Below are 23,003 nucleotides of genomic sequence, written 5' to 3' on the forward strand. Positions count from 1 at the left end.
CCAGTCGTTGCGACACCGAGTTCCTGAGAGCATGAGATGGAATCCCACACCGTGCGTCGCCTGTCGTGCTGACGCGGCATAGAATTAAAGCGGCGACGGCGCCCTTCGACTGGTTCGGGCATGAGCGTCGCTCGAGCAATCGAAAAGGGGTCAGCAGTGGATCGCGACATTTACGACGAGGATCACGAGGCATTTCGGGACGTCGTCAAAGAGTTCATCAAGCGCTACGTCACGAACGAGAAGCGCGAGCAGTGGGACGCCGACGGTGAAGTAGATCGCGCCACGATGACCGCTGCTGGCGAGTCAGGACTCATCGGACTCTCGGTGCCGGAAGAGTTCGGCGGCGCCGGGATGCTTCAGGACTATCGCTTTCGTGCTGTGGTAAACGAAGAGGTCATCGCCGCCGGTGCCGGATCACTCGCGGGAGCCTTCGGCATCCAGGATGATCTCGCAGTCCCCTACCTTGCGCATTTCGGTACCCCGGAGCAGCAACAGAAGTGGCTTCCTGGCATGGCAACGGGTGAGATTCTTGGCGCGCTCGCCATGACGGAGCCGGGAGCCGGGAGCGACCTGCGCGGCGCTAAGACGACGGCAAGAAAGGTCGATGGTGGCTATCTCGTCAACGGTGCAAAGACATTCATTTCGTCGGGTAAGACCGCTGACATCATCGTCACCTTCGTGAAAACGGGCGAGGGGAACCGCGCGGATGCCTTCAGCCTCGTCGTGATCGAGAACGGTATGGACGGGTTCGAGCACGGCAAGAAGCTCAACAAGATGGGCTTCCACGGCCACGACACTGCAGAGCTTTCGTTCGTCGATGTTTTCGTTCCCGACGGCAACCTGATCGGCGGAGAGGCTGGACACGGTTTCGTGCAGCTCATGCGAAACCTTCCCCTTGAGCGCCTGTCGATCGGCGTGGCCGCCGCGGCAGCCGCCGATGCCGCGTTTGGGTGGACGCTGGAATATACAAAGAGCCGTGAAGCCTTCGGGCAGCCGGTGTCTGATTTTCAGAACACCCGGTTTCGACTGGCCGATATCGCGACGACGGTTGACGTGCTCTGGGCGTACAACGATCGTGCGATGCGCCTCTACTCCGACAACAAGCTCACCCCAGAAGAAGCTGCGAAGGTGAAGTTCTGGTCGACCGAGCGTGAGTGGGAAGTTCTTGACCAGGCTGTGCAGCTTCACGGCGGTTATGGCTACATCACGGAGTACCCGATCGCGCGGGCATTCCTCGATGCTCGAGTGCACCGCATCTACGGCGGTACGAACGAAATCATGCGTGAAATCGTCGCACGCGCCGTTATCGGTCGAAAGTAGGGCTATCGCCGACGGTTACGTCAGGCTCCACGGAAAGAACACCCACAGCACCGCCGCCGTGGCTATCCACGACGAGACGACGAAGACCGAGTCGCGGCGGCGAAACGGCACGAGGTGACGCTCGGTACGGTCGGGGTAGGCGCCGAACGCGCGAGCGTCCATGGCGAGCGCGACGCGCTCAGCGTGCCGAATCGCTCCCGCAAGGAGCGGAACGATGTAGCCGGCGCCGCGAGCTAGTGCCCCGAAAGGCCCACGGCGATCGTGCGAGCCGCGCACGCGATGAGCGTGGCGGATGATGTCGAGCTCGTGCTGAAAACGAGGCACGAACCGAAAAGCTGCCAGTGCTGTGTACCCGACGCGGTACGGAACCCGAAGCTGCTGCACGAACGAGCGCGCGATGTCGGGCCCGGTCGTTGTGAGGCCCGGCAGAAGCGCGAGCGCCACGATCGCACCGAGTCGAATGCCGGTAGCAAGCCCCACATCGACGGCGCCCGAGTAGAGGGTCCATGCGCCGATCTGCACGAGCGGCGTCGTTCCCCGTACGAGCTCCGGATTCGTCCACACGGCGAATCCGAACCCGAGGAGAACAACGGTGGCCGGAAGCGCGATGAACAGGATGATCGCGAGTCGACGCGTCATCCGCGCGCCGATCAGGAGCAGGACGTAGCTCAGCGCGAGGAACGTGAGAGGTGTCGCGAAGTCGCGCACGAAGATCAGCAGCACTAACGCAGGCAATGGTGCCGCAAATTTGGCCAGGGGGTTCAAATTGTAGAGAAAACGTACGGGTGAGCCTGAGTTAGTGCGGGCGTAGGGGTCGCGCGCGGCGTGCGTGATTGTCACAGTGCGCTCCCCGGAAGATTATCGAGGCGCGTCGCGCGCGAGAGTTCGGGATGCCTCGTCACGCCCTGCAGCGCTTGCCGGAGAGGCGGAAGCCGAAGGCCCGCGGAATTGATGAGCGCAGTGTCGGTGAAGATATCTTCGGTGGTGCGAGCTGCCAGAACCTCACCGTCACGCATCACGATGGTGCGGTGCGCGTACTCGGTCACGAGCTGCATGTCATGCGTGACGATGATGATCGTCGTGCCCTCGTGATTGAGATCACGCAGCAGCGCCAGTAGTTCGTCGGCGCGGGCACGGTCTTGGCCAAAAGTGGGCTCATCGAGGGCGAGAATCGCAGCGCCTGAGATGAGTGCGGTGCCCACCGAGAGTCGTCGCTTTTGCCCGCCGGAAAGATGGAACGGGTGGGCGTCAGCCTTCTCGGCGAGGCCGAAGCGTCGCAGCATCTCATCGACTCGATCGCCTACTTCGTGCTCGTCAAAGCGGTTACGGCGAAGCCCAAACGCCAGCTCATCGAAAACTGTGTGTGCGATGAACTGATGCTCCGGGTTCTGAAAGACGAACCCCACCCGCTCGTGCACTCGCCCTCGGCCGAGCCGAGTGATGTCTTTGCCGTCGATGAACACGCTGCCGCGCGGCGGCGGAACCACGCCCGAGAGTGCCTGCAGAAGGGTGGTTTTACCCGCGCCGTTGCCGCCGACAATGGCAACGAAGTCGCCGGAGTGGATCTCGAGATCGATGCCGTGTAGCACTTCGGTGCGTCCGCGCCGCAGGCGTAGGTTCGTCGCCGAAAGTACGGGCTGCGGCATCCGACTTTCTGCCGTCGCACCGCCGATCGGTGTGGGCTGCCAGTCGCTCGGGGATGGGGAGGCATCGAGGGCCGTTGTAAGCTCGGCCGGCGTCAATGGCAACGGGTCGAGGTGGTACCCGGCTCGTCGCAGGCGGAGCGCTGCGAGAGCAGATGTGGGTAGCCAGACGCCGAGGTCATGAAGTTCGGTGGCGCGATCGCGCAAGATCGCGTCGATGCTTCCGTCCGCGACAACTCGGCCCAGCTGATCTACCACCACGACACGGTTGGCGATCGCGATCGCCGCATCGAGATTGTGCTCGATGAGCAGGATGCCGCGCTCTGGGTCGGCCGCGAGTTCAGCGAGCGCGGCGTAGACGTCTTCGATGCCCTGGGGATCAAGGTTCGCAGTCGGTTCGTCGAGGACGAGAAGCGCAGATCCCATCGCTATTGCCGCGGCCATCGCGAGACGCTGACGGCCACCGCCGGAGAGCACATCGGGGTTTTCGTCGCGACGATGCCAGAGGCTCATTTTGCGAAGCGCGCTTTCGGCACGCTCCAGAACATCCGCGACGGGGAGCCGGAGGTTCTCGGGGCCGAAAGCAACCTCATCGAGGAGTGTGCCGGTGACCACTTGTGTATCAGGGTCTTGAAACACCATTCCGACGTGCTGGCTGAGGGTCGAAACCGGGGTGTCAGCGGCGAGATATCCGGCAATCTCGACACGCCCCGACACCGTTGCGGGAAGCGACTGCGGGATCAGCCCGTTGAGTGTGAGCGCGAGGGTCGACTTTCCGGATCCGCTCGGCCCGAGCACGAGCACGATGTCTCCTGGCATCACTGTGAAAGAGACGTCAGACGGCGTATCGCCCGAGGCGCCGTCGTACCTCACACCGAGATGGTCGATGCGGGCAAGCGCTGGTTGTGTGGGCGCGGCATCCGCCATCAGCTGCGAGTGACGCCGGCGCGGCGAAGGCCGGCACCGATCCAGAGGCCGCCCGCCGTCCACAGCACCGGACCGAGGATCGAGATGGTGATGTACGCGATTTGCGCCCAGGGTGCGAGCGAGGTCATGTGCGCGGCGAACGCGACGATGACGGCGACAAGAATACCGATGATCACGGCGGAGATGAAGAACCGCCAGGGGGCCCACACCCGGTAACGGGTGAGGGCGGCGACGGCTTCTTGAATACCGCCGAACAGCAGCGCCGTGCCGAGGAAGCGAAATGCCCACTGCGGAGCGAGTGCGCTCGCGACGAGCGCAGCCATCACGTGGGTCATCAGCGCGACCCACGGCAGGCGGATTGCTTCCTGAGCGATGATTCCCGGAAGCACGTGTACGCCGAGAACGAGGCCATAGACGAAGGGCGCCGAGATGATGACGAACGGTGTGAGCCAGCCGGCGATACCGCCGAACAGGCCGGTTACGACGCCGATCGCGGCACAAGTCAGGAGAACGCGCGTTGAGAGCACACGGGTTCGCATCACGTAATCAGCGTACCGGCGTCTGCAGAGGCGAATGCCGGGTGGGACCGTGAGAATTATCGGAAACCGAGAAGCAATGACTCACAGTCGCCGGACGCGTTTTGTGAGCCGCACGTGCGGCAAGGGTGGTGCGGGTACGCGCTCATCGCCGTGCCCGGGCACGTGACCGAATCGTGCCGAGTCAGCTTCCCATTCGTCACGAGCGGCGACGATCTCTTCATGTGTGCGCCCGACGAAGTTCCACCACATCACAATCTCATCGGCGAAAGGCTCGCCGCCCAGGAGAAAGAAGACGCATCCATCGCTTGATTCGATCTCGATTTCGCTGCGTCCGGTTCCCAGGTAGAGCATGTGGGTGCGAGGAACCGTGATGAGTTCTTGGGCGGATGCGTGTACCTGCGATTCGCCGAAGATTCCGACGATCGCGTACTCCCAGTCGGGATCCAGTGGAAACGTCGTGTGCCCACCCGGGGGAAGTGTCGCTTCGGCGCCGAGGATCGGAGTGTGCGCAGAAGCGGGAGATGTCGTACCCGCGAACTCACCCATGACGACGATTACGTCGGCATCGTCGAGCGTGACGACGGGAAGGCGTGAGTGCTGTTCGAAGGCCGGGATGCCGTGGCGTCGCTGTTCGGGCAGGGCCACCCAGAGCTGAAGCGCATCGAGCGGGGTGGCATCCTCGCCTATCGAGTACTCCGAGTGGGCAATGCCCGCGCCACTGGTCATCAGATTGAGCGCACCGCGTCGCACGAGCACGTCGTTTCCCAATACATCACGATGACGCACGTCGCCTTCGAGTGGCCAGGTCACTGTCTGCAAGCCGATGTGAGGGTGCGGTTCGACCCTCATCACCGCGCTCTGGGGGCCAAATCGGTCAAGAAAGCACCATGCCCCCACCATGGGGAGGTCACGCTGGGGGAGAAGCCGGTGCACTTCCATCGCGCGGATACCGCCGAGCGGCACTTCGCGTGCCTCGAGTAAAACGGCACGAGGCCCCGCTGAAGGAACGGCCGATTCAGCCGTCTCTTCGCCCCCATCGAGACGAGTCATGCCGATTGTTCACTCGCTGCGGGAGAGTCCTGAGCGTCGTCGCTGTCGGGCCAGCTCACCGTCAGACCCGCAACATCGTTCTCTTTCAGATAGCGCACGACGAAGGAGCACTCCGGAACGACGGTCTCACCGCGCTGGGCGACATCTGCGAGCGCATCGGAAACGAGCGTGGTGCCGAGTCCCCGTCCCTTGAAAGCCGGATCGATCATCGTGTGTGGAAAAACGAGATTCCCATCGGCGTCTGGTTCGAACTCAGTGAAACCGGCGAGATTGCCGTCGACGTGGATCTCATAACGTTGCTCGTCGTCGTTTCGGGTCACGGTGGTTGTGGCGTCCCTCATGAGGTTCCTCTCGTTGATCTCGGTCTTGATCTTGCTTATTCCAACGTATGTGGCTCCCCTGGTGTTCCGCCATGCATCGATTGCACGACGTCGGGTGGGGAAGAGGTGACAGCAAATGGGGGAGACTCGAAGGGTGAGCCTTCTCGAGTACGTCGCCGACATTGCCGACGCTGACGGACTCTATGACGGCTTCGTGTCGTGGGCCACCGATCGTGGGCTCACGCTCTACCCCGCGCAGGACGAAGCGATTATCGAACTGGTGTCGGGAGCGAACGTCATTTTGTCGACTCCGACCGGCACCGGTAAGTCACTTGTTGCTGTTGCCGCTCACGCCGCGTGCCTCGCACAGGCCGGGCGCACGTACTACACCGCGCCGATTAAGGCCCTCGTCAGCGAGAAATTCTTTTCACTCGTGGAGATCTTCGGCGCCGAAAACGTCGGCATGGTGACGGGGGATTCATCCGTTAATCCGGATGCCCCGATCATCTGCTGCACGGCAGAGATCCTCGCCAATCTCGCGCTTCGCCAGGGCGAGAACGCGCGCGTCGACCAGGTCGTGATGGACGAGTTCCACTATTACGGCGATCCCGACCGCGGGTGGGCCTGGCAGGTTCCGCTGCTCCTGTTGCCGCAAGCGCAGTTTCTCTTGATGTCGGCCACCCTCGGCGACGTCTCCAAAATCACGTCGGACCTCTCTCGGCGCACCGGCCGGCCGACAGCTGAAGTCACCGGTGTGGAACGCCCCGTCCCCCTCCACTTCACGTACGCCAGAACACCAGTGCACGAGCGTGTTGAGGCGCTGCTCGAAGAGCGCGAAGCTCCGATCTACATCGTGCACTTTTCGCAGGCGCAGGCCATGGAGCGCGCTCAGGCTCTCAGCAGCATCCGGGTCACTACGCGCGAGCAGCGTGACGAGATCGCCGAAGCGATCGGTGGATTCCGCTTTCTGACCGGTTTCGGCAAGACCCTTTCGCGGCTCGTTCGAGCGGGCATCGGCGTGCACCACGCGGGCATGCTGCCGCGGTATCGGCGGCTCGTTGAGACGCTCGCACAAAAGGGGCTGTTGCGCGTGATCTGCGGCACCGACACTCTCGGCGTCGGCATCAATGTGCCCATTCGTACGGTCTTGATCACGGCGTTATCGAAGTTCGACGGCCAGAAGATGCGCCAACTCAGTGCGCGCGAATTTCACCAGATCGCGGGGCGCGCTGGCCGAGCCGGCTACGACCCGCACGGAAACGTTGTCGTGATGGCGCCGGATCATGAGATCGAAAACGAGCAGGCGCTCAAAAAAGCAGGTACGGATGCCGCGAAGCGCAAGAAGATCGTGCGAAAGAAAGCACCGTCGGGATTCGTGTCGTGGGGCGAAGGCTCGTTCGACAGGCTCGTTGTTGCCGTCCCGGAGCCCCTCGAACCGCACATGCAGCTGACGGCGGCGATGCTCATCAACGTGATCGCTCGCGGCGGAGACGTGTTCACCCACGTGCGGTCGCTTGTCTTCGACAACCACGAGACGCCGGCGCGACAATATGAGCTGGCGCGACGAGCTCTCGCGATCTTTCGCACTCTGCGCGTGGCAGGCATCGTCGAGGTCGACCGTGACGGAGCGGCGGGCGACAGCATCCGTCTGACTGTCGATTTGCAGGCAAACTTCGCCCTCAACCAGCCGCTGTCGCCGTTCGCGCTCGCCGCGATCGAACTGCTCGACCCGAGCGAGGATGCCGGGTCTGTCGGCTCCGGTCACTATGCCCTTGATGTCGTGAGCGTCATCGAGGCGACACTCGACGACCCCCGTCCCGTCTTGTCACAGCAGGAATTCAAAGCGCGCGGCGAAGCAGTTGCTGCCATGAAACGCGACGGCATGGAGTACGACGATCGCATGGCGGCGCTTGAGGAAATCACCTATCCCAAGCCTCTCGCAGACCTCTTGGCGCAGTCTTTCGAAGTCTTTGCCTCGAGCCAACCGTGGGTGCTCGACTTCGAGCTGCGCCCGAAGTCGGTCGTTCGCGACATGTTCGAGCAGGCGTTCTCGTTCACAGAATTCGTGTCTTGGTACCAGCTGGGTCGCAGCGAAGGGCTGGTGCTGCGCTACCTCAGTGATGCGTACCGGGCGATCCGTCAGACGGTGCCGCTGGAAGCGCACACCGAAGAATTGCTCGATCTCATCGAGTGGCTCGGCGAACTTGTACGCCAGGTCGATTCAAGCTTGGTCGACGAGTGGGAAGCACTGATCGACCCCACTGCTGCAGCGCCCGATCAGCCGGTTGTTCCGCCCGCGCCGCCCTCGGTCGTTAAGAATCGCCGTGCGTTCACCGTGCTCGTGCGAAACGAGTTGTTCCGCCGAGTGCAGCTCGCAGCTCTCCAGCGTGATGATGATCTCGCAGCCCTTGACCCCGACGTGGCGTGGTCGGAAGCGTTGGATGCGTACTTCGAGGACCACGATGCGATCCTCACGGGCGGTCCTGCGCGATCCCCAGCTTTGTGCGTCATCGACGAATCGGATGCCGCCACAGGCATCTGGCACGTCGAGCAAACGATCGACGACCCCGAAGGCGACCACGACTGGCGTATTCGGGCGGATGTCGACCTCGAGGCCTCCGCTGAGGAGGGTTCCGCTGTCGTCACGGTGCTCTCTGTTGCTCGGCTCTGAGCTCGCACGGGTACACAATGGGAGCCATGCGGCGCTGGGGAACGGTCTTAGGGGTCATCGCCGCCCTCGCTCTGGTTGGTTGCGCACCGAGCGTCGAGCGCTCGGCGGAACCTTCGCCCAGTACCCCCAGCACCTCGACAACAACAGCGACGCCCACTCCCCACGCTGTTGATCCGATTGCTGATCTCACCCTCGAGCAGCGGGTCGCGCAACTCTTCATGGTCGGAACTGCCGTTGATTCGATCGACGCCGTAACAGCATCAGCAGTGTCGGAACAGCAGGTAGGTGGCGTTTTTCTGCACGGACGTTCCGATGCCGGCGTCGACGCCACCGCAGCACTCGTAAGTGAACTGACAAGCCTTGTGGCCGACGGAAATACGCCACTGTGGGTCGCGACCGATCAAGAGGGTGGTGATGTTCAGGTGCTGTCAGGCCCTGGCTTCGACAAGATGCCTACGGCCCTCACTCAAGCGCGAACTTTCGACGCAGCATCACTCCGCGGCGAAGCCGAACGTTGGGGATCGCAACTTGCCACGGCGGGCGTCACGATGAACCTCGCTCCCGTCGCTGACATCGTGACGAGCGCGGAGGCTGGCCCCCTCAACCGCCCAATCGGTGCGCTTAACCGTGAGTACGGCTTCGATGAGCAAACTGTCGGAGCCTATGCCGGTGCGTTCGCCGAAGGGATGCGGCAATCCGGCGTGATGCCCACCTTCAAGCACTTTCCAGGCCTTGGCCGCACCACGGCCAATACCGACTACGACGCAGACGTGCTCGACACCGAGGTGACAGCAACATCGCCAGATGTCGAGGTCTACCGGGCTCTGTTAGCTGAGGGTCCGGCTGTCGTGATGATGTCGACCGCTGTGTACCAAAACCTTGATCCGACGTCGCCTGCGGCATTCTCACCTGCTGTTGTCACCGATCTCCTGCGCGATGAGCTCGGGTTCAATGGCGTCATCATGACCGATGACCTCTCGGCGACAGCTCAGGTGAAGCGCTGGACTCCCGCCGAGAGAGCAACGCTCACGATCGACGCCGGAGTCGACGTCATTCTGATTTCGGCGGATCCCACGGTCTTCCCCGAGATGTATTCCGCCGTTCTGGCGAAAGCGCAGGCTGACAGTGCATTCGCCGAAAAAGTGGATGCTGCGGCCCGCCGCATCATTCTGGCGAAGGCCTCGCTTAGCGCATCGAGCTGATCGGCGCACGAGGTGAGACAGCCCACTGGTTCGTGATCTCCGCGAGGCTGTCGATATCGAGCGGTTTTTCGAGAAAGTCATCTGCGCCCGCCTGAAGGCACTCCGCACGATGCGCCTGCGCTGCTGTCAGCATGATGATCGGCACTTCGGCCCATGCGGGATCAGCACGCCATGCTCGGCACGCATCGATGCCGGATTCGCCCGGCATCATGACATCGAGCAGTACTAGGCCCGGCGGTTCCCACGCGGCGATCTCTCGTGCGTGTCCGGCGCTGAGCGCGAGGAGTACGTCGAATCCAAGTGGTGTGAGGACTGCGTCCAAAAGCATGAGGCTCGCCGCGTCATCGTCTACAGCGAGAACAGTGGTGTACCGCGGGTCGGTCATGGTTTCCCCTTTTTGGTGCCGCTGTCGGTGGATTCCGATGCTGGGCGTATTGACAATGTACTATAAAGCCTTATAAAGTTAAAACATCAGTTCGGCATCACAAACGCAAGGGGAATCATGGACGTCACGGTCTCGTACGAAGAAGGCTTGATCATCGCAGGCATTGCTGGCCGCTTCGACGTGCACAGCGTTGAAGCGTTTCGGGGAGCGGTTCTCGAGAGGATCGATGCTGCTCGTCCGAATGTCGTTGTCGATCTTTCGCAGGTCGACTTTATGGACGCGAGCGCTCTTGCTTCCCTCGTGAATACCCTCAAGGTCACGATGGCCCACCACGGCTCAATCGTCTTGGCAAACGTCTCAGAATCGGCGCGGATCATTCTTGAACTCACTCGTCTCGATCAGGTATTCGACCAGATCGAAGCAACGGGCGAAGCGCAGCGCGAACTCCGCCTCGCAGCCTGACCCGAGCGTGAGTATTGCCGGTGCTGTTTTCGAGATCGCCTCGCTTGGGGCCTCCCGCACCGCGGAACCATCGGATACCGTAACGGCAACACTGGACGATTTAGGGGTGCGCGGGGGCCACCCTTACGGTGACGATCGCATTGGGGCTGTTGTCACGAAGGCTGAGGGGGTCGGGCATGACTAGTGCAGTCGTGGAGCTCGACGATACGCGCGCGAGAGAACTTGTCACGGCGCGCCGCATCTCTCGGATTGTGACAGCGGGCTATTTCGTTGCCGCCCTCATCGTCTTTAGAGACGTCCTGTTCGCGATTCCTGCTGTTCTGGGCGGTGACGCCGTCATCGTCGGCGATGAGCTCGTGCCATTTTTCAATCCATCCAGCCAACTTCTCGAGCAGGCCGCGGGCGAGTTCAATGAGCTCACCAACGGCTACGAATTTCGCGTGCGCTATTCGTTCCTCACGACGTGGCTCAGGCACTATCAGGTACTTCCGTTTGCCATTCTGATTGTCATTCCGACGCTATTTGCTGTGGCATACCGCACCGTCACGTGGTTTCTCACGGATGTCTTCCGTAGCCTGTCGCCGGTCGCTATCGCGATCGCTACTGTCTTTCCCACGACGTTGATCTACATGATCATGGCGTACGCGAAGATCACGCACTTCTACACCCTCATCGTCGGGCTCGTCCTCATGACGATCTCGGTGTTGCTCATGCTGCACGCGCTGCTGTTCTCGCGCAAAGGGTGGGTGCGGCGAGCAGTACTGTCATCTGTTGTCACGCTGCTCAACCCGGCTGTGCACTATCTCATCTTGTTCGCGGTGTTCTTCGCGACGGCGGGAATTACTCTTCTTCTCGGCGAGTTTGCCCGCTGGATTCGCACGGGTGGGCCTCGCCACATGCTCTCGTTGCCGCAACGTTTGGTCAGCTTCGTGCGTGAATCGCACAAGCGGGTAGCAATCAAGCGAGTGCTACACCGATGGGGCCAGACCACGACCGGGCGCGGCATCGTCGCCGCGTGCGTCTTCGTCTTCGTGACCCTCATCCCGTATTACCTGTTCGTGACATACGTTGCTCTTCGCGGGGTCGAGAACCTCTCGGAAACTGTGCCCGGCGACTACTACTTCGTGCGGGACGCTTCCGTCTCCTGGCTGCACATGCTCAGTTGGGATCTCGCCGGCATCATGGACAAAGTCTTCACCGGCGACTATCTGGCGAAGGTGCCGCGCTACTCGAACGCTGTGTATTCAGTTCTCTTCTTTGCGCCGCTCGTGTTTGCTCCGATGCGACGAGCGCTCATTCCCACGCGCGCACACCGCCAACTTTTCGGTGTCATTTACGTCACGACGGCTTTCGCGATGTGGGCAACGATCGGCTATGCCGAGCCGCAGTGGTTCCCCACGTTCCACCGATCACTTTCGGCAATCACCCGCACGCTCTACGCGACAGAGACACCCGTTGGTGAGCTCGCACTGCAGGTCTCCTCAACCATCGTGCAGGTGCTGCGGTTTCCCCATCGGTTCCAGCTAATTCTCTTCATGCTCGCCCCAGTCGTGATGTCTCTCGGCCTGGCATGGGCCATCGGGGGTTTGCATCGTCGGTGGCTCGGCCAGCGAGACGTCGCGATTTCTGCCGCTTTTAGCCCGGAGCGTGCGCGCGATTCCGCGATCTTGCGCGCAACGGCATCCGTTGTGGTGGCGAGCGTCTTTTTCGCTCCGTTCTGGGCCAACGCCAACTACCGCACGGTATTTGGGTCGGGAGACTTCGGCACGTTCTTGGCGCCGTATCCGGTAGGCGACCTGAAAGAAGTGAAGCGGGCAATTCAGGCGCTGCCGGAAGGAAAGACTGTTGTGTTGCCGCCCACCGAGACAGCCAAGCTCGTTACCGATGACAACGGCATCGATCACAAGTTCATCGACAAATTTTTTATCTACTACCTCGATCAACCGAGTTTCTATTACGGGCTGACGGGCGACAGTCGCAACAAGTACGAGTTCTTTCTTATCCTCCGGGGAATCTATTACCAACAGGATTGGTGGATTAATCCCGCGCGAGACATGGGAATCAAGTACATGCTCGTCAACAAGAAGCTTCGCGACAACCGAGGCGTGGGCGCCGAATATCTGCCGAGCGTCGAGGACTACACGGGCCCTGCCATGGAGCGGCAAGAAGAAATGGGGTTCGTTGAAAAGCGGTTCGAGAACGACACTTTCATCCTTTACGAGCTCACCGACGAGGCTGAGACCGACCGGCAGACCCTCCTGATCGACTCGAGCTGGCCCGCGTACTTGCGGCTCGTGTGGAATCGTCTCGAGCTGTCGCGCTGCTACGACTTCGAGTATTTGCCGTACTACGAGCAAAAGGGAGACATAGCGGATGACGTCATCGTCTATTCCGACTCCCCCGAAGAAGCTGTTGCGGTTGATGCGTGGGCGGCGAAGCATCCGGATGCCGTTTTTACCCCCAGCCCGAAGATTTTCGCGTTCAACTCCGACATTGTGGCGTCCAGCTACTACCTATCGCCGATGTTTCGGGAGTTCCTCTTCTTCTCTAATACCAAGTGGAACCGCACGGAAGTTATCACCCCGGGTGTTTTCGGAACGCTGAACGGGTCGTTCATCGCAGTTCCTCGGGCGACGCAGTTCACAGTGCCGGTATCTGTTCCCGAAGATGGGCGCTACCGCGTTCTTATGCGGGGCGCCGTCACCCACAATGCGCTGACGATCGAGGCGCCCTCGCTCAATTATTTGCACTCCGCTGAGCTGAAGGCGTCCCCTGATGCCATGCAGTATTTCTCAGAAGACACGGTTTACACCGAAGACCGGGTGCCGATCGATGCGTCCGCGATGTCAGTGTCGGATCTGGAGCAGGTCATCGACGACGGCGCGGTACCCGTCAATATCCGCTACGAATATCAGGATCTCGGCGTCATCGATGCGAAAAAGGGAAGCCACGACGTCAAGTTCGATAAGCATGATGGCAATCCGATGCTTGTCGAGGGCCTCGTGCTGGTACCGGAGGAGACATATCAGGACCTTTCGTTGGACCCGGGCATGCAAATCGTCGACTCGGGTGCGCAACTTGAGTGCAACGAGACCTATGAAGTCTTCGGTTCTGAAAGCGAAGGCTACGTCGACCCGGCCGCGAACGGTCCGAACGCGGACCTCTCCGAAGAAGAACTACTGAGCCTCGCCGCAGCTGGGGTGCCCGATCTTGAGCCTGACGAGAGCGGCGGCCTCGGCGATGACTGGCTCGTACTGGTGCTGACCGGCGGACTTCTCCTGGCTGCTGTCATCACGGTCCGTTCTCGTACGCGTCGACGTGACGATGACGATGGCGCCTCTTTGTCTACCGACCCGCAGCAGAAAGATCAGTGACGCTATGACGGATGCCACATCAAAAATTGTGTTTCTCGGAACCCACGGGCAGTACAACATCGGTGACGAGCTTCTCCTTGAGACATTCCTCTTGCAGTTGGGCGATCAAGCGAGTTACGTCATCAACACGTACGACCCAGAGTTCACCGAACGGCAGCTCGGTGGGCGCTATCGCGCCGAGTTCATCGACACGGCTACGGATCGTCGGGCTCTTATCTCTCACCTTCGACGTGCAGATGTCCTCGTTTTCGGTGGCGGGAGCATCATCAAAGAGCTGTACGCCAGCATCGGTCGTCATCGCTACGCCACGCTGCTGATGATTCTCGCGATCGTGACGTTCACTCGGCTTGTCGCGCGCGCACCCATCGGCATGTTCAACATCGGCGTGGGTCCGCTTCCCTCACGCGGAGGGCGGATGCTGGCGAAGTCGATTCTTCGCCAGGTGTCTCTTGTGACCGTGCGGGACTCAGCGTCTTTTGCGCTGTGTCAGCGGCTTGGTCTCGACGCTCGGGTGAGTGAGAGCGCGGATGCCGTGTTCTCGATGAGCGCGGATCAGTTGCTTGGGCAAGGTGGCGCTGCCGCACCTGCCCGGGGCGACGTTCTGCGCATTGGACTCAACCTGAATCACGACATTGAAAACCCCGACAATTGGGAGCACTTCCAAGAATCGCTCGCAACGGCCCTGACGGCGCTCGCCGACAACAGGCGAATCGAGATTCACGGCATCCCTATGCAGTCGCGTGGAAAACGCAATGATGACGCCACGATGCTCGAGGAGTTTTCTCAGCGGATTCCGAATGTGTCGTTTATCGAGCACCGGCCTGAGACGACTCAGGATGCTGCGCGCCTCATTCGTTCGTGCGATCTCATCGTCTCGGAGCGCCTGCACGCGATCGTGATGGCATCGATTCTGGGTGTGCCAGCATTCGTGCTTTCTTACGACGTCAAGGTGCGTGGGCTGGCGAAGGCTCTCGGACTCGAAGAAGCCATGATCGATATCAACGGCCCAATCAACGCGCCGGCGCTGGCTTCGTCATTGGATCAGCTTCTTGATGACCGAGTGAACGCCGCTAAGCGACTGACAGCGCGAGCGCGAGTGTTGGCTGAGCAGGCCTCTGATGACTTTGATCGGGTGCGGCAGTGGCTTCGCGAGAAAGCGCGGTGACACCAATGCCATCTATACCGCGCACCGGGAGGTCTTCTCTTCTCGCGAATACCGCTGTTCTGTCGGCGACGACGCTCGGTGTGAGTGCGGCAAATTACGGTCTCAATGTTGCCCTCGCTCGACTCTTGCCGCCAGCAGAGTTCGGTGATGCCAACCTCGCTATCAACCTCGTTCTGGCGGCTGCTGTCGTTGCGGCAACTCTTCAACTTGTCAGTTCCAAGATGATTGCAACGCACCCCGATAGCGCTTCGGCGGTGACCCGCACGCTTACTCTGATCGCCGGGGGCATCGGTCTCGTCGTTCTTCTGGCCTTTACCGCCGGTGCGTGGGTGCTTGCAGATGTGCTCCGCACCTCCACACCGTGGATGTTTGTCGTCTTAGGGCTCGGCCTCCCCATCTATTTCATGCAGGCCGTCTACCGCGGCGTGCTGCAGGGTGACCTGCGCATCGGCCGACTTGCGCTTTCGTACGGGGTCGAAGCTGCCGTTCGGGTTGTTGGCGCAATCGCGCTGGTCTGGGCCGGGTTCGGTGTCGTCGGTGCAAGCGTCGCCATCACCCTCTCTTTTGTTGCGTCGGCCGCGGTCGTGTGGCGACGAAGAGGCGCCGATGGCAACGCAGAAGGCCGAGTGCCCTGGGCGGCCGTTCGCGCGGTCGCATTGGGTGCGACGATTTTGCTCGTTGGCCAGGTATTGATCAACAACGGCGACCTTGTGTTGTCGAAGGTGTTTTTCGACCCGGTTGTTGCTGGCCTCTATGCGTCAGCGGCGCTGGTGGGGCGCGCGGTCTTCTTTCTGTCGTGGTCGGTGGTGCAGGCGGTATTCCCCGTTGCTGCTCGCGCATCGTTGCCTGCGGCGGAGCGTCGAAGAGCGGTACTGCTTGCCGTCGGGCTTGTCACGCTCATTGGCGGCGTTGCTCTAGTCACAGTGTTTTTTTGGGCAGACACAGTGTCGAACGTCATGTTCGGGTCCAGATACGCCGATGCCGCGTCGCTGCTCTTTCCCTACGTTCTTGCGACGACGCTTTTCGCCCTCGCCAATCTACTGGGGGCACTGGGTGTCGCGACGGGCCGCCTGGCGGTGCCGACTGTTGTGCTTGCCGGGGGAGTTTTGCAAACCATTCTGTTGCTTTCGGCCGCGCGTACCCCCGAACAGATGGTGTGGCTTCAAGTCGTCGCGATGTCGTTCACGGCGCTCTGCGCCGCAGTGTTTTGGAGCATGGCCGAGAAGAGGGTTGACAGAGCTTTATAAAGGTCTATAAAGTAAAGGCAACAGAAGGGGGCATTCCATGTCACTCACCGCCGATGTTTCGTACAGTGCCTACCAGGCGTGGCGCGATCGCGCCGAGGTGCGTCCGCTCGACTTGAGCGTTGTCATCCCGGCGTACAACGAAGAAGATCGCATCGTCCCGACGATCGCAGCCTTTGCCGCCCACCTGTCCGCGAGTGGTCTCGCGTGGGAACTCATCGTTGCCGACGACGGCTCGACCGACACCACGGTCTCACTCATCGAAATGCTCGACCACGCCAACATTCGGGTCCTCGTGGCCGAGCGAAACGGCGGCAAGGGTGCCGCGGTGCGTCGTGGACTTGAAGCCGCGCGCGGCCGCCTCATCCTCTTCTCGGATGCAGACAACGCGACGCCTGCGCAAGAGATCGATGCGCTTATTTCATCGGTGCGTGCCGGTGCCGACGTCGCCATCGGATCCCGCGCCGCCGACGGAGCAGATGTCAAGAATCGATCGATCCTGCGCCGCACGCTCACTGCCGGGCTAAAGCAGGTGGTGCGCTTTGGGCTTGGCGTGGGCGTCCGCGATACGCAGTGCGGGTTCAAGCTCTTTACTGCGGATGCCGCGCGCCGCATTTCGTCCGCTCAGACGGTGTCGGGCTTCTCCTTTGACCTCGAAATTCTCCACCTCGCCGAGAGGTTCGGCTATCGAATCGCGGAGGTCCCGGTCCGCTGGTTCGATGCGCCGGGGTCGAAGGTCGACACCCGCAAAGAGATCGTTCGGTTCCTCGCGTCCATTGCCCGAATTCGCCTGAACGACCTGCGGGGGGTTTACCGCAATGCCTGAATTGACTCTCGCGGTCGTGACCGCACTCAGCCCCAGCACGACGACGCTCGCCGAGTACGGTTTACACCTTCTTTCGGCGTTGGGTCGAAAAGAGGGAGTGCGCGTCGTGGCGCTCGTTGAAGACTTGGATGTGGACTATCCCGAGATTGAGGGCGTAGAAGTCCGACGAGCGTGGCGATTCAACTCGCTGGGAACGCCGGTTCGCATCGTCCGAGAACTTCGATATGTCGACGCTGATGTCGTCTTGTTCAACGCTCACTTCACAAGCTTCGGTTCGTCGAAGGTTGCCGCGGCGCTCGGCCTAATGACGCCCTGGCTCAGCAGGCTTAGCGGGACGCGTGCAATCACACTGCTGCACAACATCGTCGAAACCGTCGACTTGGGCGCCGCTGGCTTTGGCGCCTCGTCGTTCGTCGAGAAGATTCTTCGCGGAATTGGAACCGCCGTGACGTGGTGTGTGCTCCGCTCCAATGTGGTGGCAACCACGATGCCCCGATATGTCGAGATTCTCCGCGAAAAGTACGGGGCTTCGCATGCGGTGCTCGCGCCTCACGGTGCATTTGATGTTCCCGACGAGCCTCGGCCGCCAACGAACCCTGAGGCGGTCATGTCGTTCGGCAAGTTCGGCACGTACAAGAAGATCGAATCTCTCATCGACGCCGCGCGGAGCCTCGAGAGACCCGATGTGAAAGTAGTCATAGCGGGTGGAGACAGCCCGAATACACCTGGGTACCTCGCTGACGTAGAAGCTCGAATGGGCGGACAAGACGTTGACTTCGTTGGCTACGTCGCGGAGGAAGACGTCGAGGACTTATTCCGCGACGCGCAGGTGGCTGTTTTTCCCTATACGGCCACGACGGGAAGCTCGGGTGTGTTGCATCAGGCGGGCGCGTTCGGCTGTGCTCCCATTCTCCCCAGGATCGGTGACTTGGAAGATCTCATTCAAGAAGAGGGATTCACTGGGGTTTTCTTTGACCCCGACGACACGGATGACTTGGCTCGAGCGATCGCGCTCGTGCTCGACAACGAAGAGGAGCGCGCGCGAATCGCCGCGCACAACTATCGAGCAGCGTGCGGCCTCACACTCGACGATGTTGCGGATTGGTACCTCATCCACGCGGGCCTAATTCTCGGCCGCGATGCCCGCACATATCTCAGTGTCCCAAGGCGCACTCGGGCAAAGTCCTGGCTGTCGACTTCATAAAGCTTTGTAGACTTCGAAAATGCTCTCTTCTGCTGAACTCGTTGCCCGCATCCGTGTCGCCACCGGTGACACGCAAGAAGGCTTGGCGCGCCGGCTCGGTGTCTCGTACCCAACCATCAACTCGTGGGAACGTGGCCGCAGCGAGCCCCAGCAGTCCCGGCGGCGGGAACTCGCTGAATTCGCCGCATCGCTCGGGATCACCGAAGAACTGAAAGTCCTTGTGATCGACGATGACCCGGTGACCGCGGAGCTTGTTCGTGCCGCAGCGACCGATGTAGACGCGGCTGTAGTGGTCGATTCAGCACTCGATGGATGGGAGGGTCTCATCAAATGTGGCTCGATGCATCCTCAGGTCATCTTTCTCGACGTCATGATGCCCGGCATCGACGGCCTTGAAGTCGCGCGGCGCCTGCCCCAAGTGGACGGGCTCGGTGACGTACAGATCATTTTCGTCACAGCATCCCAAAGCCTTGACGTTCTCGCCCGCACCGCCGAGGCTGGGAACGCGGTGATCTTGAAACCGCTTGAGCTTGATGCCCTCGCGACGGTGATGTCGAGGGTGCTGCGGGGGGAGCCGATCGCATGACTCACGGGCCATCCCGCACGCTCAACGAGATTGTCGATGGGCTCGGGGTGGCCGTTTGCCGCACCACCCTCAGCGGGCGCATCGTGGAGTGCAGCCAAGCTCTTCTTGACGTGCTGGGGGCTAGCTCGATCGAAGAACTTCGCGAGCATGTTCCGCGGGTGAGATTCGTGGAGCCGGCCCGCCAAGAGCAACTGATGCGAGCGCTCCTCGCGCAGGAGAAATTCTCTCCAGAAGAGATCATCACGAAAAGTCTTGATGGACGCCCCCTCCGCCTGAGTATTCGAGCGCGAGCGGTCCTCGATGAAGGTGGAGACATCGCGTTTATCGACTCGATCATTGAAGATCTTTCTGATCGCGCAGCATCTGACGAGCGGCGCACTCTTTCGCATGTTCTGCTTGACGCGCTCACTCAGATGCAGAACAGATTCATCTCCGGCGCTGAGGTGGGTGAGATATTCGACGGGCTTCTTGCGGAGCTCCTGGACTTCACCGGGGCCGAGTACGGGTTCATCGCTCAGAAGCTGCGAGCGGATGACCACGACTTTCTGCGTACGTGGGCTATGTCGGATATTTCATGGAATGAGCAGACGAGAAAGCTCTTCGCTGAAAACGGGCCGCGAGGGATGGAGTTTCACAACCTAGACACTCTGTTCGGCAGGGTTGCGAGCGGAGAGGGACCGTTGCTCTCCAATGATCCGCGAAACGATCCGCGAGCCGCTGGCCGCCCCGAGGGACACCCACCCTTGGACTCATTTCTCGGCGTTCCGATTCTCAAGGGTGAACAGGTGCTCGGCATCGTCGCGCTCGCGAACCGCCCAGGCGGATTTGACCCGTGGATGGTGGACTATCTTGAACCGCTTACTGCTACGGTCGGCAGCCTTATTGAGGCCGTTGTCTCCGATCGCGAACGTCGTGCGGCCCAGCGGCGTGAGCGGAGTCTGGAAGAACTGTTTCGGACAGTCGTGGAACGTGCAGCGGATGCCGTCGTCGCGTTTCGTGATGATGGCGCGATTGTTGCGGCGAACGGCGCCGTCGGGAGGGTGGTCGGCCGGCCTGTGAACGACATCGTGGGCACATCGTTGCGGGACTATCTTCCGCCCGATCGGCGCGATGAGTACATGCGGCTCGGCGCGGTTGCGTTGCAGTCCGGGGCGGCGATGGAGGCGAGTGTTGTCACGGCGCAGGGCGAAGAGCGCCCGGTTGAAGTGACGGTTGTTCGTGCAGACCTCGATGATGCCCCCATTACAACGCTCATCTTTCGAGATATAGCTGAGCGCAAAGCTTTCGAGCAGGCGTTGCTCGATGCGCGGAGCGCGGCGGAGCGAGCTGTTCGAGCAAAGAACGAACTGCTTGCGGGTATGAGCCACGAACTGCGCACTCCGCTCAACTCCGTTATTGGGCTGTCGGCAATTTTGCAGCGTGAGATATATGGGCCGTTGACTCCCAAGCAGGCCGAATACGCAGGGCAGATCGAGGCCAGTGGGCGGCACCTACTGGAGATCATCGGGGACATCCTCGACCTTTCCAAGATCGAGGCGGGCAAGATAGAGCCCGAGATCGCAGAGGTTCAGGTGGGCGTCATCGTGGATGAAGCTATCGCGGTCGTTCGCGAGCTAGCCGTAGGAAAAGCGCTGTCGCTGAAAGTGGACCTTCCGACATCGCTGCCAACTGTCTTGGCTGATCAGCGCAGGTCGAAGCAGCTCCTCATCAATCTGCTCGCGAACGCCGTCAAATTCACTGAAGAGAACGGTTCCATCGGCGTGCGGGCAAGACATGTCGATGGCACAGTGGCAATTGACGTGTGGGATACCGGAATCGGAATCGCACCGGAGTATTTAGAGAAGATCTTCGAAGCCTTCGAGCAGGTTGATTCTTCACTGTCTAAGAAACACGAGGGGACGGGGCTCGGCCTCGCTCTCAGCCAACGACTTGCGCTCTTACAGGGTGGGTCGCTCGCCGTGCGCAGCACGCCAGGGGAGGGATCAGTGTTTACTGCCACGCTCCCCTGTGCAGAATCGTCGGCCAGCGTAGGGGTGACCCCGACTACCCTGGGTGAGTGACTTCCCCCGCCTCGCCCCACAACGACTTCGATGGCGGTGACGCTGGATCAGGCGTGGCGGAATGGGCGGATGACCCGTACGCCGGGTTCGAGTGGAATCCTGATGATCTGGTTCCACCCGACGATGAATTCGCACCGCCGCCCGATGACGCGGTGGGCGAAGTAGCGCCGCCAGTATCCGCCGCACCCCGCCGCGCATTCAGCGGGAGCGACCCCCGTGCTGTGCTGCACGAGGTCTACGGATACGACGACTTCCGTGGCGATCAGGCCGACATCGTCAGTCATGTCGTCGCGGGCGGCGACGCTATTGTTCTGATGCCGACGGGCGCCGGCAAGAGCATCACCTACCAGGTTCCCGCGCTCGTGCGCGAGGGCACAGGTCTCGTCGTGAGCCCCCTCATCGCGTTGATGCACGACCAGGTCGAAGCCCTTGTAGCTAACGGTGTTCGCGCTGAGTTCTTGAACTCAACGCAGAGTCCCGATGTGCGGCGAGACGTCGAACGTGCCTATCTCGCGGGAGAGCTGGACCTGCTTTACGTGGCTCCGGAACGGCTCAACAATGCGCAGACGAAGTCGCTTCTGCAGCGCGGTCGACTCAGCGTCATCGCGATCGATGAGGCCCACTGTGTCTCGCAATGGGGACACGACTTCCGGCCCGACTACCTCGCCCTTGGCGATCTTGGTGAGCTCTTTCCCAGCGTGCCGCGAATGGCACTTACCGCGACCGCAACGCGCGAGACTCATCGTGAAATCGGCGAGCGTCTCTCGCTCCCCGGAGCCCGTCACTTCGTCGCAAGCTTCGATCGTCCCAATATTCAGTACCGCATCGAGCCGAAGGTCGACCAACGTCGGCAACTCGTGTCGTTCATCAAAGCTCAACCCGAGGGGGCTGCGGGAATTGTGTACGCGCTCAGTCGCAAGAGTGTCGAGCAAACGGCCGAGTATCTGCGCACGCAAGGCATTAACGCGCTGCCCTACCACGCTGGCCTTCCGGCAGATGTGCGGTCGACCAATCAGCGCCGGTTCCTCCGTGAAGAGGGCATCGTGATGGTCGCAACGATCGCATTCGGCATGGGAATCGACAAACCCGATGTGAGGTTCGTGGCACACATCGACCTGCCCAAGTCGGTGGAGGGCTACTACCAAGAGACCGGCCGTGCTGGGCGTGACGGCGAACCCGCTGTCGCATGGATGGCCTATGGCCTTGGTGATGTCGTACAGCAGCGCCGCCTGATCGATCAGAGTCCTGGCGAACGCGTCTACAGAATGCGTCTTGGTCAGCACCTCGATGCCATGCTCGCGCTGTGCGAAACGGTCGGATGCCGCAGGCAAAACCTCTTGGGATACTTCGGGCAAACATCTACGCCCTGTGGCAACTGTGACACTTGCCTCGAAGCTCCCGAGACCTGGGACGGTCTTGTTCCCGCACAAAAGCTCCTCTCGACCATCGTGCGCTTGCAACGCGAGCGGGGGCAGGCGTTCGGTGCGGGGCACCTCATCGATATCCTTCGAGGTGCCGACACTGAACGCATCCGAACCCAGGGGCACAACGCACTTTCCACGTACGGGCTCGGCGCAGACATCGGCGACCAGGAATGGCGAAGTGTCGTGCGTCAGTTGCTCGCTCGCGGCATCCTGGTTGCGCAGGGTGAGTACGGAACCCTCGCGATCGGTGAGCCGGCGGGCGCTGTCTTGCGCGGCGCCGAACCTGTGCCATTGCGGCGGGATGTGCTGACGCGGGCATCTTCGACGCGCGTGAAGAAGTCTGCGGCAGCGGCGACACTCGGTGACACCGATCAACCACTTTTCGAGGCGCTCCGGGCCTGGCGTGCCGGTGTCGCGCGCGAACAGGGAGTGCCGGCATACATCGTGTTCGGCGACGCAACCCTTCGTGCGCTCGCCGAGCGGAGGCCCATGAGCGTGGCAGATCTCGATGGCGTTCCGGGGATCGGTGCGAAAAAGCGCGAGGCCTACGGCGAAGCCGTGGTTGAAATCGTCGCCTCGGCCTGACCTGCGCGGTCGAGCA

Annotated in this window: 19 protein-coding genes; 13 read left to right on the forward strand and 6 right to left on the reverse strand. The window is 61.3% G+C overall.

Going from position 1 to position 23,003, the window contains the following annotated elements; genetic code table 11:
* The first annotated feature begins 156 nt into the window (after positions 1-156).
* On the forward strand, positions 157-1,320 hold the full coding sequence (locus G6N83_RS07520; protein WP_165143267.1) for an acyl-CoA dehydrogenase family protein: 1,164 nt from the start codon (positions 157-159) through the stop codon (positions 1,318-1,320).
* 15 nt (positions 1,321-1,335) lie between these two features.
* Here G6N83_RS07520 and G6N83_RS07525 read toward each other — a convergent pair whose 3' ends face one another.
* From G6N83_RS07525 to G6N83_RS07545, 5 genes are all read right to left on the reverse strand, one after another.
* Positions 1,336-2,154 carry an energy-coupling factor transporter transmembrane component T family protein gene (locus G6N83_RS07525; protein ID WP_165143269.1) on the reverse strand — a complete coding sequence of 273 codons (819 nt, stop codon included), beginning with the start codon at positions 2,152-2,154 and terminating at the stop codon, positions 1,336-1,338.
* 2 nt (positions 2,155-2,156) lie between these two features.
* Positions 2,157-3,890: an ABC transporter ATP-binding protein gene (locus G6N83_RS07530; RefSeq protein ID WP_165140827.1), complete on the reverse strand. Its 1,734-nt coding sequence runs from the start codon at positions 3,888-3,890 to the stop codon at positions 2,157-2,159.
* Positions 3,890-4,432: an ECF transporter S component gene (locus G6N83_RS07535; RefSeq protein WP_165140829.1), complete on the reverse strand. Its 543-nt coding sequence runs from the start codon at positions 4,430-4,432 to the stop codon at positions 3,890-3,892. The genes G6N83_RS07530 and G6N83_RS07535 overlap by 1 nt, the downstream gene beginning before the upstream one ends.
* 78 nt (positions 4,433-4,510) lie before the next feature.
* Positions 4,511-5,479 (reverse strand): pirin family protein, encoded by a 969-nt coding sequence (locus G6N83_RS07540; protein ID WP_165140831.1) that lies wholly within the window; start codon positions 5,477-5,479, stop codon positions 4,511-4,513.
* Positions 5,476-5,820: a GNAT family N-acetyltransferase gene (locus G6N83_RS07545; RefSeq protein WP_338143800.1), complete on the reverse strand. Its 345-nt coding sequence runs from the start codon at positions 5,818-5,820 to the stop codon at positions 5,476-5,478. Before G6N83_RS07545 ends, G6N83_RS07540 begins: the two co-directional genes overlap by 4 nt.
* Before the next feature lie 133 nt (positions 5,821-5,953).
* Between G6N83_RS07545 and G6N83_RS07550 the strand changes: the two genes are divergently transcribed.
* Positions 5,954-8,470 carry a DEAD/DEAH box helicase gene (locus G6N83_RS07550; protein ID WP_241246128.1) on the forward strand — a complete coding sequence of 839 codons (2,517 nt, stop codon included), beginning with the start codon at positions 5,954-5,956 and terminating at the stop codon, positions 8,468-8,470.
* Positions 8,471-8,496: 26 nt separating this feature from the next.
* Positions 8,497-9,672, forward strand: coding sequence for a glycoside hydrolase family 3 N-terminal domain-containing protein (locus tag G6N83_RS07555; protein WP_241246130.1), 1,176 nt, complete (start codon positions 8,497-8,499; stop codon positions 9,670-9,672).
* Here the strand turns inward: G6N83_RS07555 and G6N83_RS07560 are convergent.
* Positions 9,656-10,057, reverse strand: a complete 402-nt coding sequence (locus G6N83_RS07560; protein WP_165140840.1) for a response regulator — start codon at positions 10,055-10,057, stop codon at positions 9,656-9,658. The genes G6N83_RS07555 and G6N83_RS07560 overlap by 17 nt on opposite strands.
* A 117-nt stretch (positions 10,058-10,174) precedes the next feature.
* Between G6N83_RS07560 and G6N83_RS07565 the strand changes: the two genes are divergently transcribed.
* The 10 genes from G6N83_RS07565 to recQ are packed head-to-tail and all read left to right on the forward strand — an operon-like array spanning position 10,175 to position 22,987.
* The gene (locus tag G6N83_RS07565; RefSeq protein ID WP_165140842.1) at positions 10,175-10,519 is read left to right on the forward strand and encodes an STAS domain-containing protein; all 345 of its coding nucleotides are present in this window, start codon (positions 10,175-10,177) and stop codon (positions 10,517-10,519) included.
* Between the two features lie 7 nt (positions 10,520-10,526).
* Positions 10,527-10,703 carry a hypothetical protein gene (locus tag G6N83_RS13780; RefSeq protein ID WP_206535795.1) on the forward strand — a complete coding sequence of 59 codons (177 nt, stop codon included), beginning with the start codon at positions 10,527-10,529 and terminating at the stop codon, positions 10,701-10,703.
* A complete protein-coding gene (locus G6N83_RS07570) occupies positions 10,696-13,893 on the forward strand; it encodes a hypothetical protein (protein WP_165140844.1) in 3,198 nt (1,065 codons plus the stop codon). Before G6N83_RS13780 ends, G6N83_RS07570 begins: the two co-directional genes overlap by 8 nt.
* A 4-nt stretch (positions 13,894-13,897) precedes the next feature.
* On the forward strand, positions 13,898-15,058 hold the full coding sequence (locus G6N83_RS07575) for a polysaccharide pyruvyl transferase family protein (protein ID WP_165140846.1): 1,161 nt from the start codon (positions 13,898-13,900) through the stop codon (positions 15,056-15,058).
* 5 nt (positions 15,059-15,063) lie between these two features.
* A complete protein-coding gene (locus tag G6N83_RS07580; protein WP_165140848.1) occupies positions 15,064-16,305 on the forward strand; it encodes an oligosaccharide flippase family protein in 1,242 nt (413 codons plus the stop codon).
* A gap of 37 nt (positions 16,306-16,342) precedes the next feature.
* Positions 16,343-17,128 (forward strand): dolichyl-phosphate beta-glucosyltransferase, encoded by a 786-nt coding sequence (locus G6N83_RS07585; protein WP_165140850.1) that lies wholly within the window; start codon positions 16,343-16,345, stop codon positions 17,126-17,128.
* The gene (locus G6N83_RS07590) at positions 17,121-18,332 is read left to right on the forward strand and encodes a glycosyltransferase (RefSeq protein WP_165140852.1); all 1,212 of its coding nucleotides are present in this window, start codon (positions 17,121-17,123) and stop codon (positions 18,330-18,332) included. Before G6N83_RS07585 ends, G6N83_RS07590 begins: the two co-directional genes overlap by 8 nt.
* A 19-nt stretch (positions 18,333-18,351) precedes the next feature.
* Entirely contained in the window at positions 18,352-18,918 is a 567-nt protein-coding gene (locus G6N83_RS07595) for a response regulator (RefSeq protein WP_165140854.1), read from the forward strand.
* Positions 18,915-20,978, forward strand: coding sequence for an ATP-binding protein (locus G6N83_RS07600; RefSeq protein WP_165140856.1), 2,064 nt, complete (start codon positions 18,915-18,917; stop codon positions 20,976-20,978). Before G6N83_RS07595 ends, G6N83_RS07600 begins: the two co-directional genes overlap by 4 nt.
* A gap of 53 nt (positions 20,979-21,031) precedes the next feature.
* Positions 21,032-22,987 carry a DNA helicase RecQ gene (gene recQ, locus G6N83_RS07605; protein ID WP_165143271.1) on the forward strand — a complete coding sequence of 652 codons (1,956 nt, stop codon included), beginning with the start codon at positions 21,032-21,034 and terminating at the stop codon, positions 22,985-22,987.
* Positions 22,988-23,003 lie beyond the last annotated feature (16 nt).

It is taken from the genome of Microbacterium endophyticum (assembly GCF_011047135.1).
In the GTDB taxonomy this organism is placed as follows: Bacteria; Actinomycetota; Actinomycetes; order Actinomycetales; family Microbacteriaceae; genus Microbacterium; species Microbacterium endophyticum.

Coding starts and splice junctions, on each gene's coding strand:
- G6N83_RS07585 (WP_165140850.1), top strand. CDS start 16,343: ATGTCACTCACCGCCGATGTTTCGTACAGTGCCTACCAGGCGTGGCGC.
- G6N83_RS07575 (WP_165140846.1), top strand. CDS start 13,898: ATGACGGATGCCACATCAAAAATTGTGTTTCTCGGAACCCACGGGCAG.
- G6N83_RS07590 (WP_165140852.1), top strand. CDS start 17,121: ATGCCTGAATTGACTCTCGCGGTCGTGACCGCACTCAGCCCCAGCACG.
- G6N83_RS07530 (WP_165140827.1), bottom strand. CDS start 3,890: ATGGCGGATGCCGCGCCCACACAACCAGCGCTTGCCCGCATCGACCAT.
- G6N83_RS07580 (WP_165140848.1), top strand. CDS start 15,064: ATGCCATCTATACCGCGCACCGGGAGGTCTTCTCTTCTCGCGAATACC.
- G6N83_RS07560 (WP_165140840.1), bottom strand. CDS start 10,057: ATGACCGACCCGCGGTACACCACTGTTCTCGCTGTAGACGATGACGCG.
- G6N83_RS07595 (WP_165140854.1), top strand. CDS start 18,352: ATGCTCTCTTCTGCTGAACTCGTTGCCCGCATCCGTGTCGCCACCGGT.
- G6N83_RS07565 (WP_165140842.1), top strand. CDS start 10,175: ATGGACGTCACGGTCTCGTACGAAGAAGGCTTGATCATCGCAGGCATT.
- G6N83_RS07555 (WP_241246130.1), top strand. CDS start 8,497: ATGCGGCGCTGGGGAACGGTCTTAGGGGTCATCGCCGCCCTCGCTCTG.
- G6N83_RS07570 (WP_165140844.1), top strand. CDS start 10,696: ATGACTAGTGCAGTCGTGGAGCTCGACGATACGCGCGCGAGAGAACTT.
- G6N83_RS07600 (WP_165140856.1), top strand. CDS start 18,915: ATGACTCACGGGCCATCCCGCACGCTCAACGAGATTGTCGATGGGCTC.
- G6N83_RS07540 (WP_165140831.1), bottom strand. CDS start 5,479: ATGACTCGTCTCGATGGGGGCGAAGAGACGGCTGAATCGGCCGTTCCT.
- G6N83_RS07545 (WP_338143800.1), bottom strand. CDS start 5,820: ATGAGGGACGCCACAACCACCGTGACCCGAAACGACGACGAGCAACGT.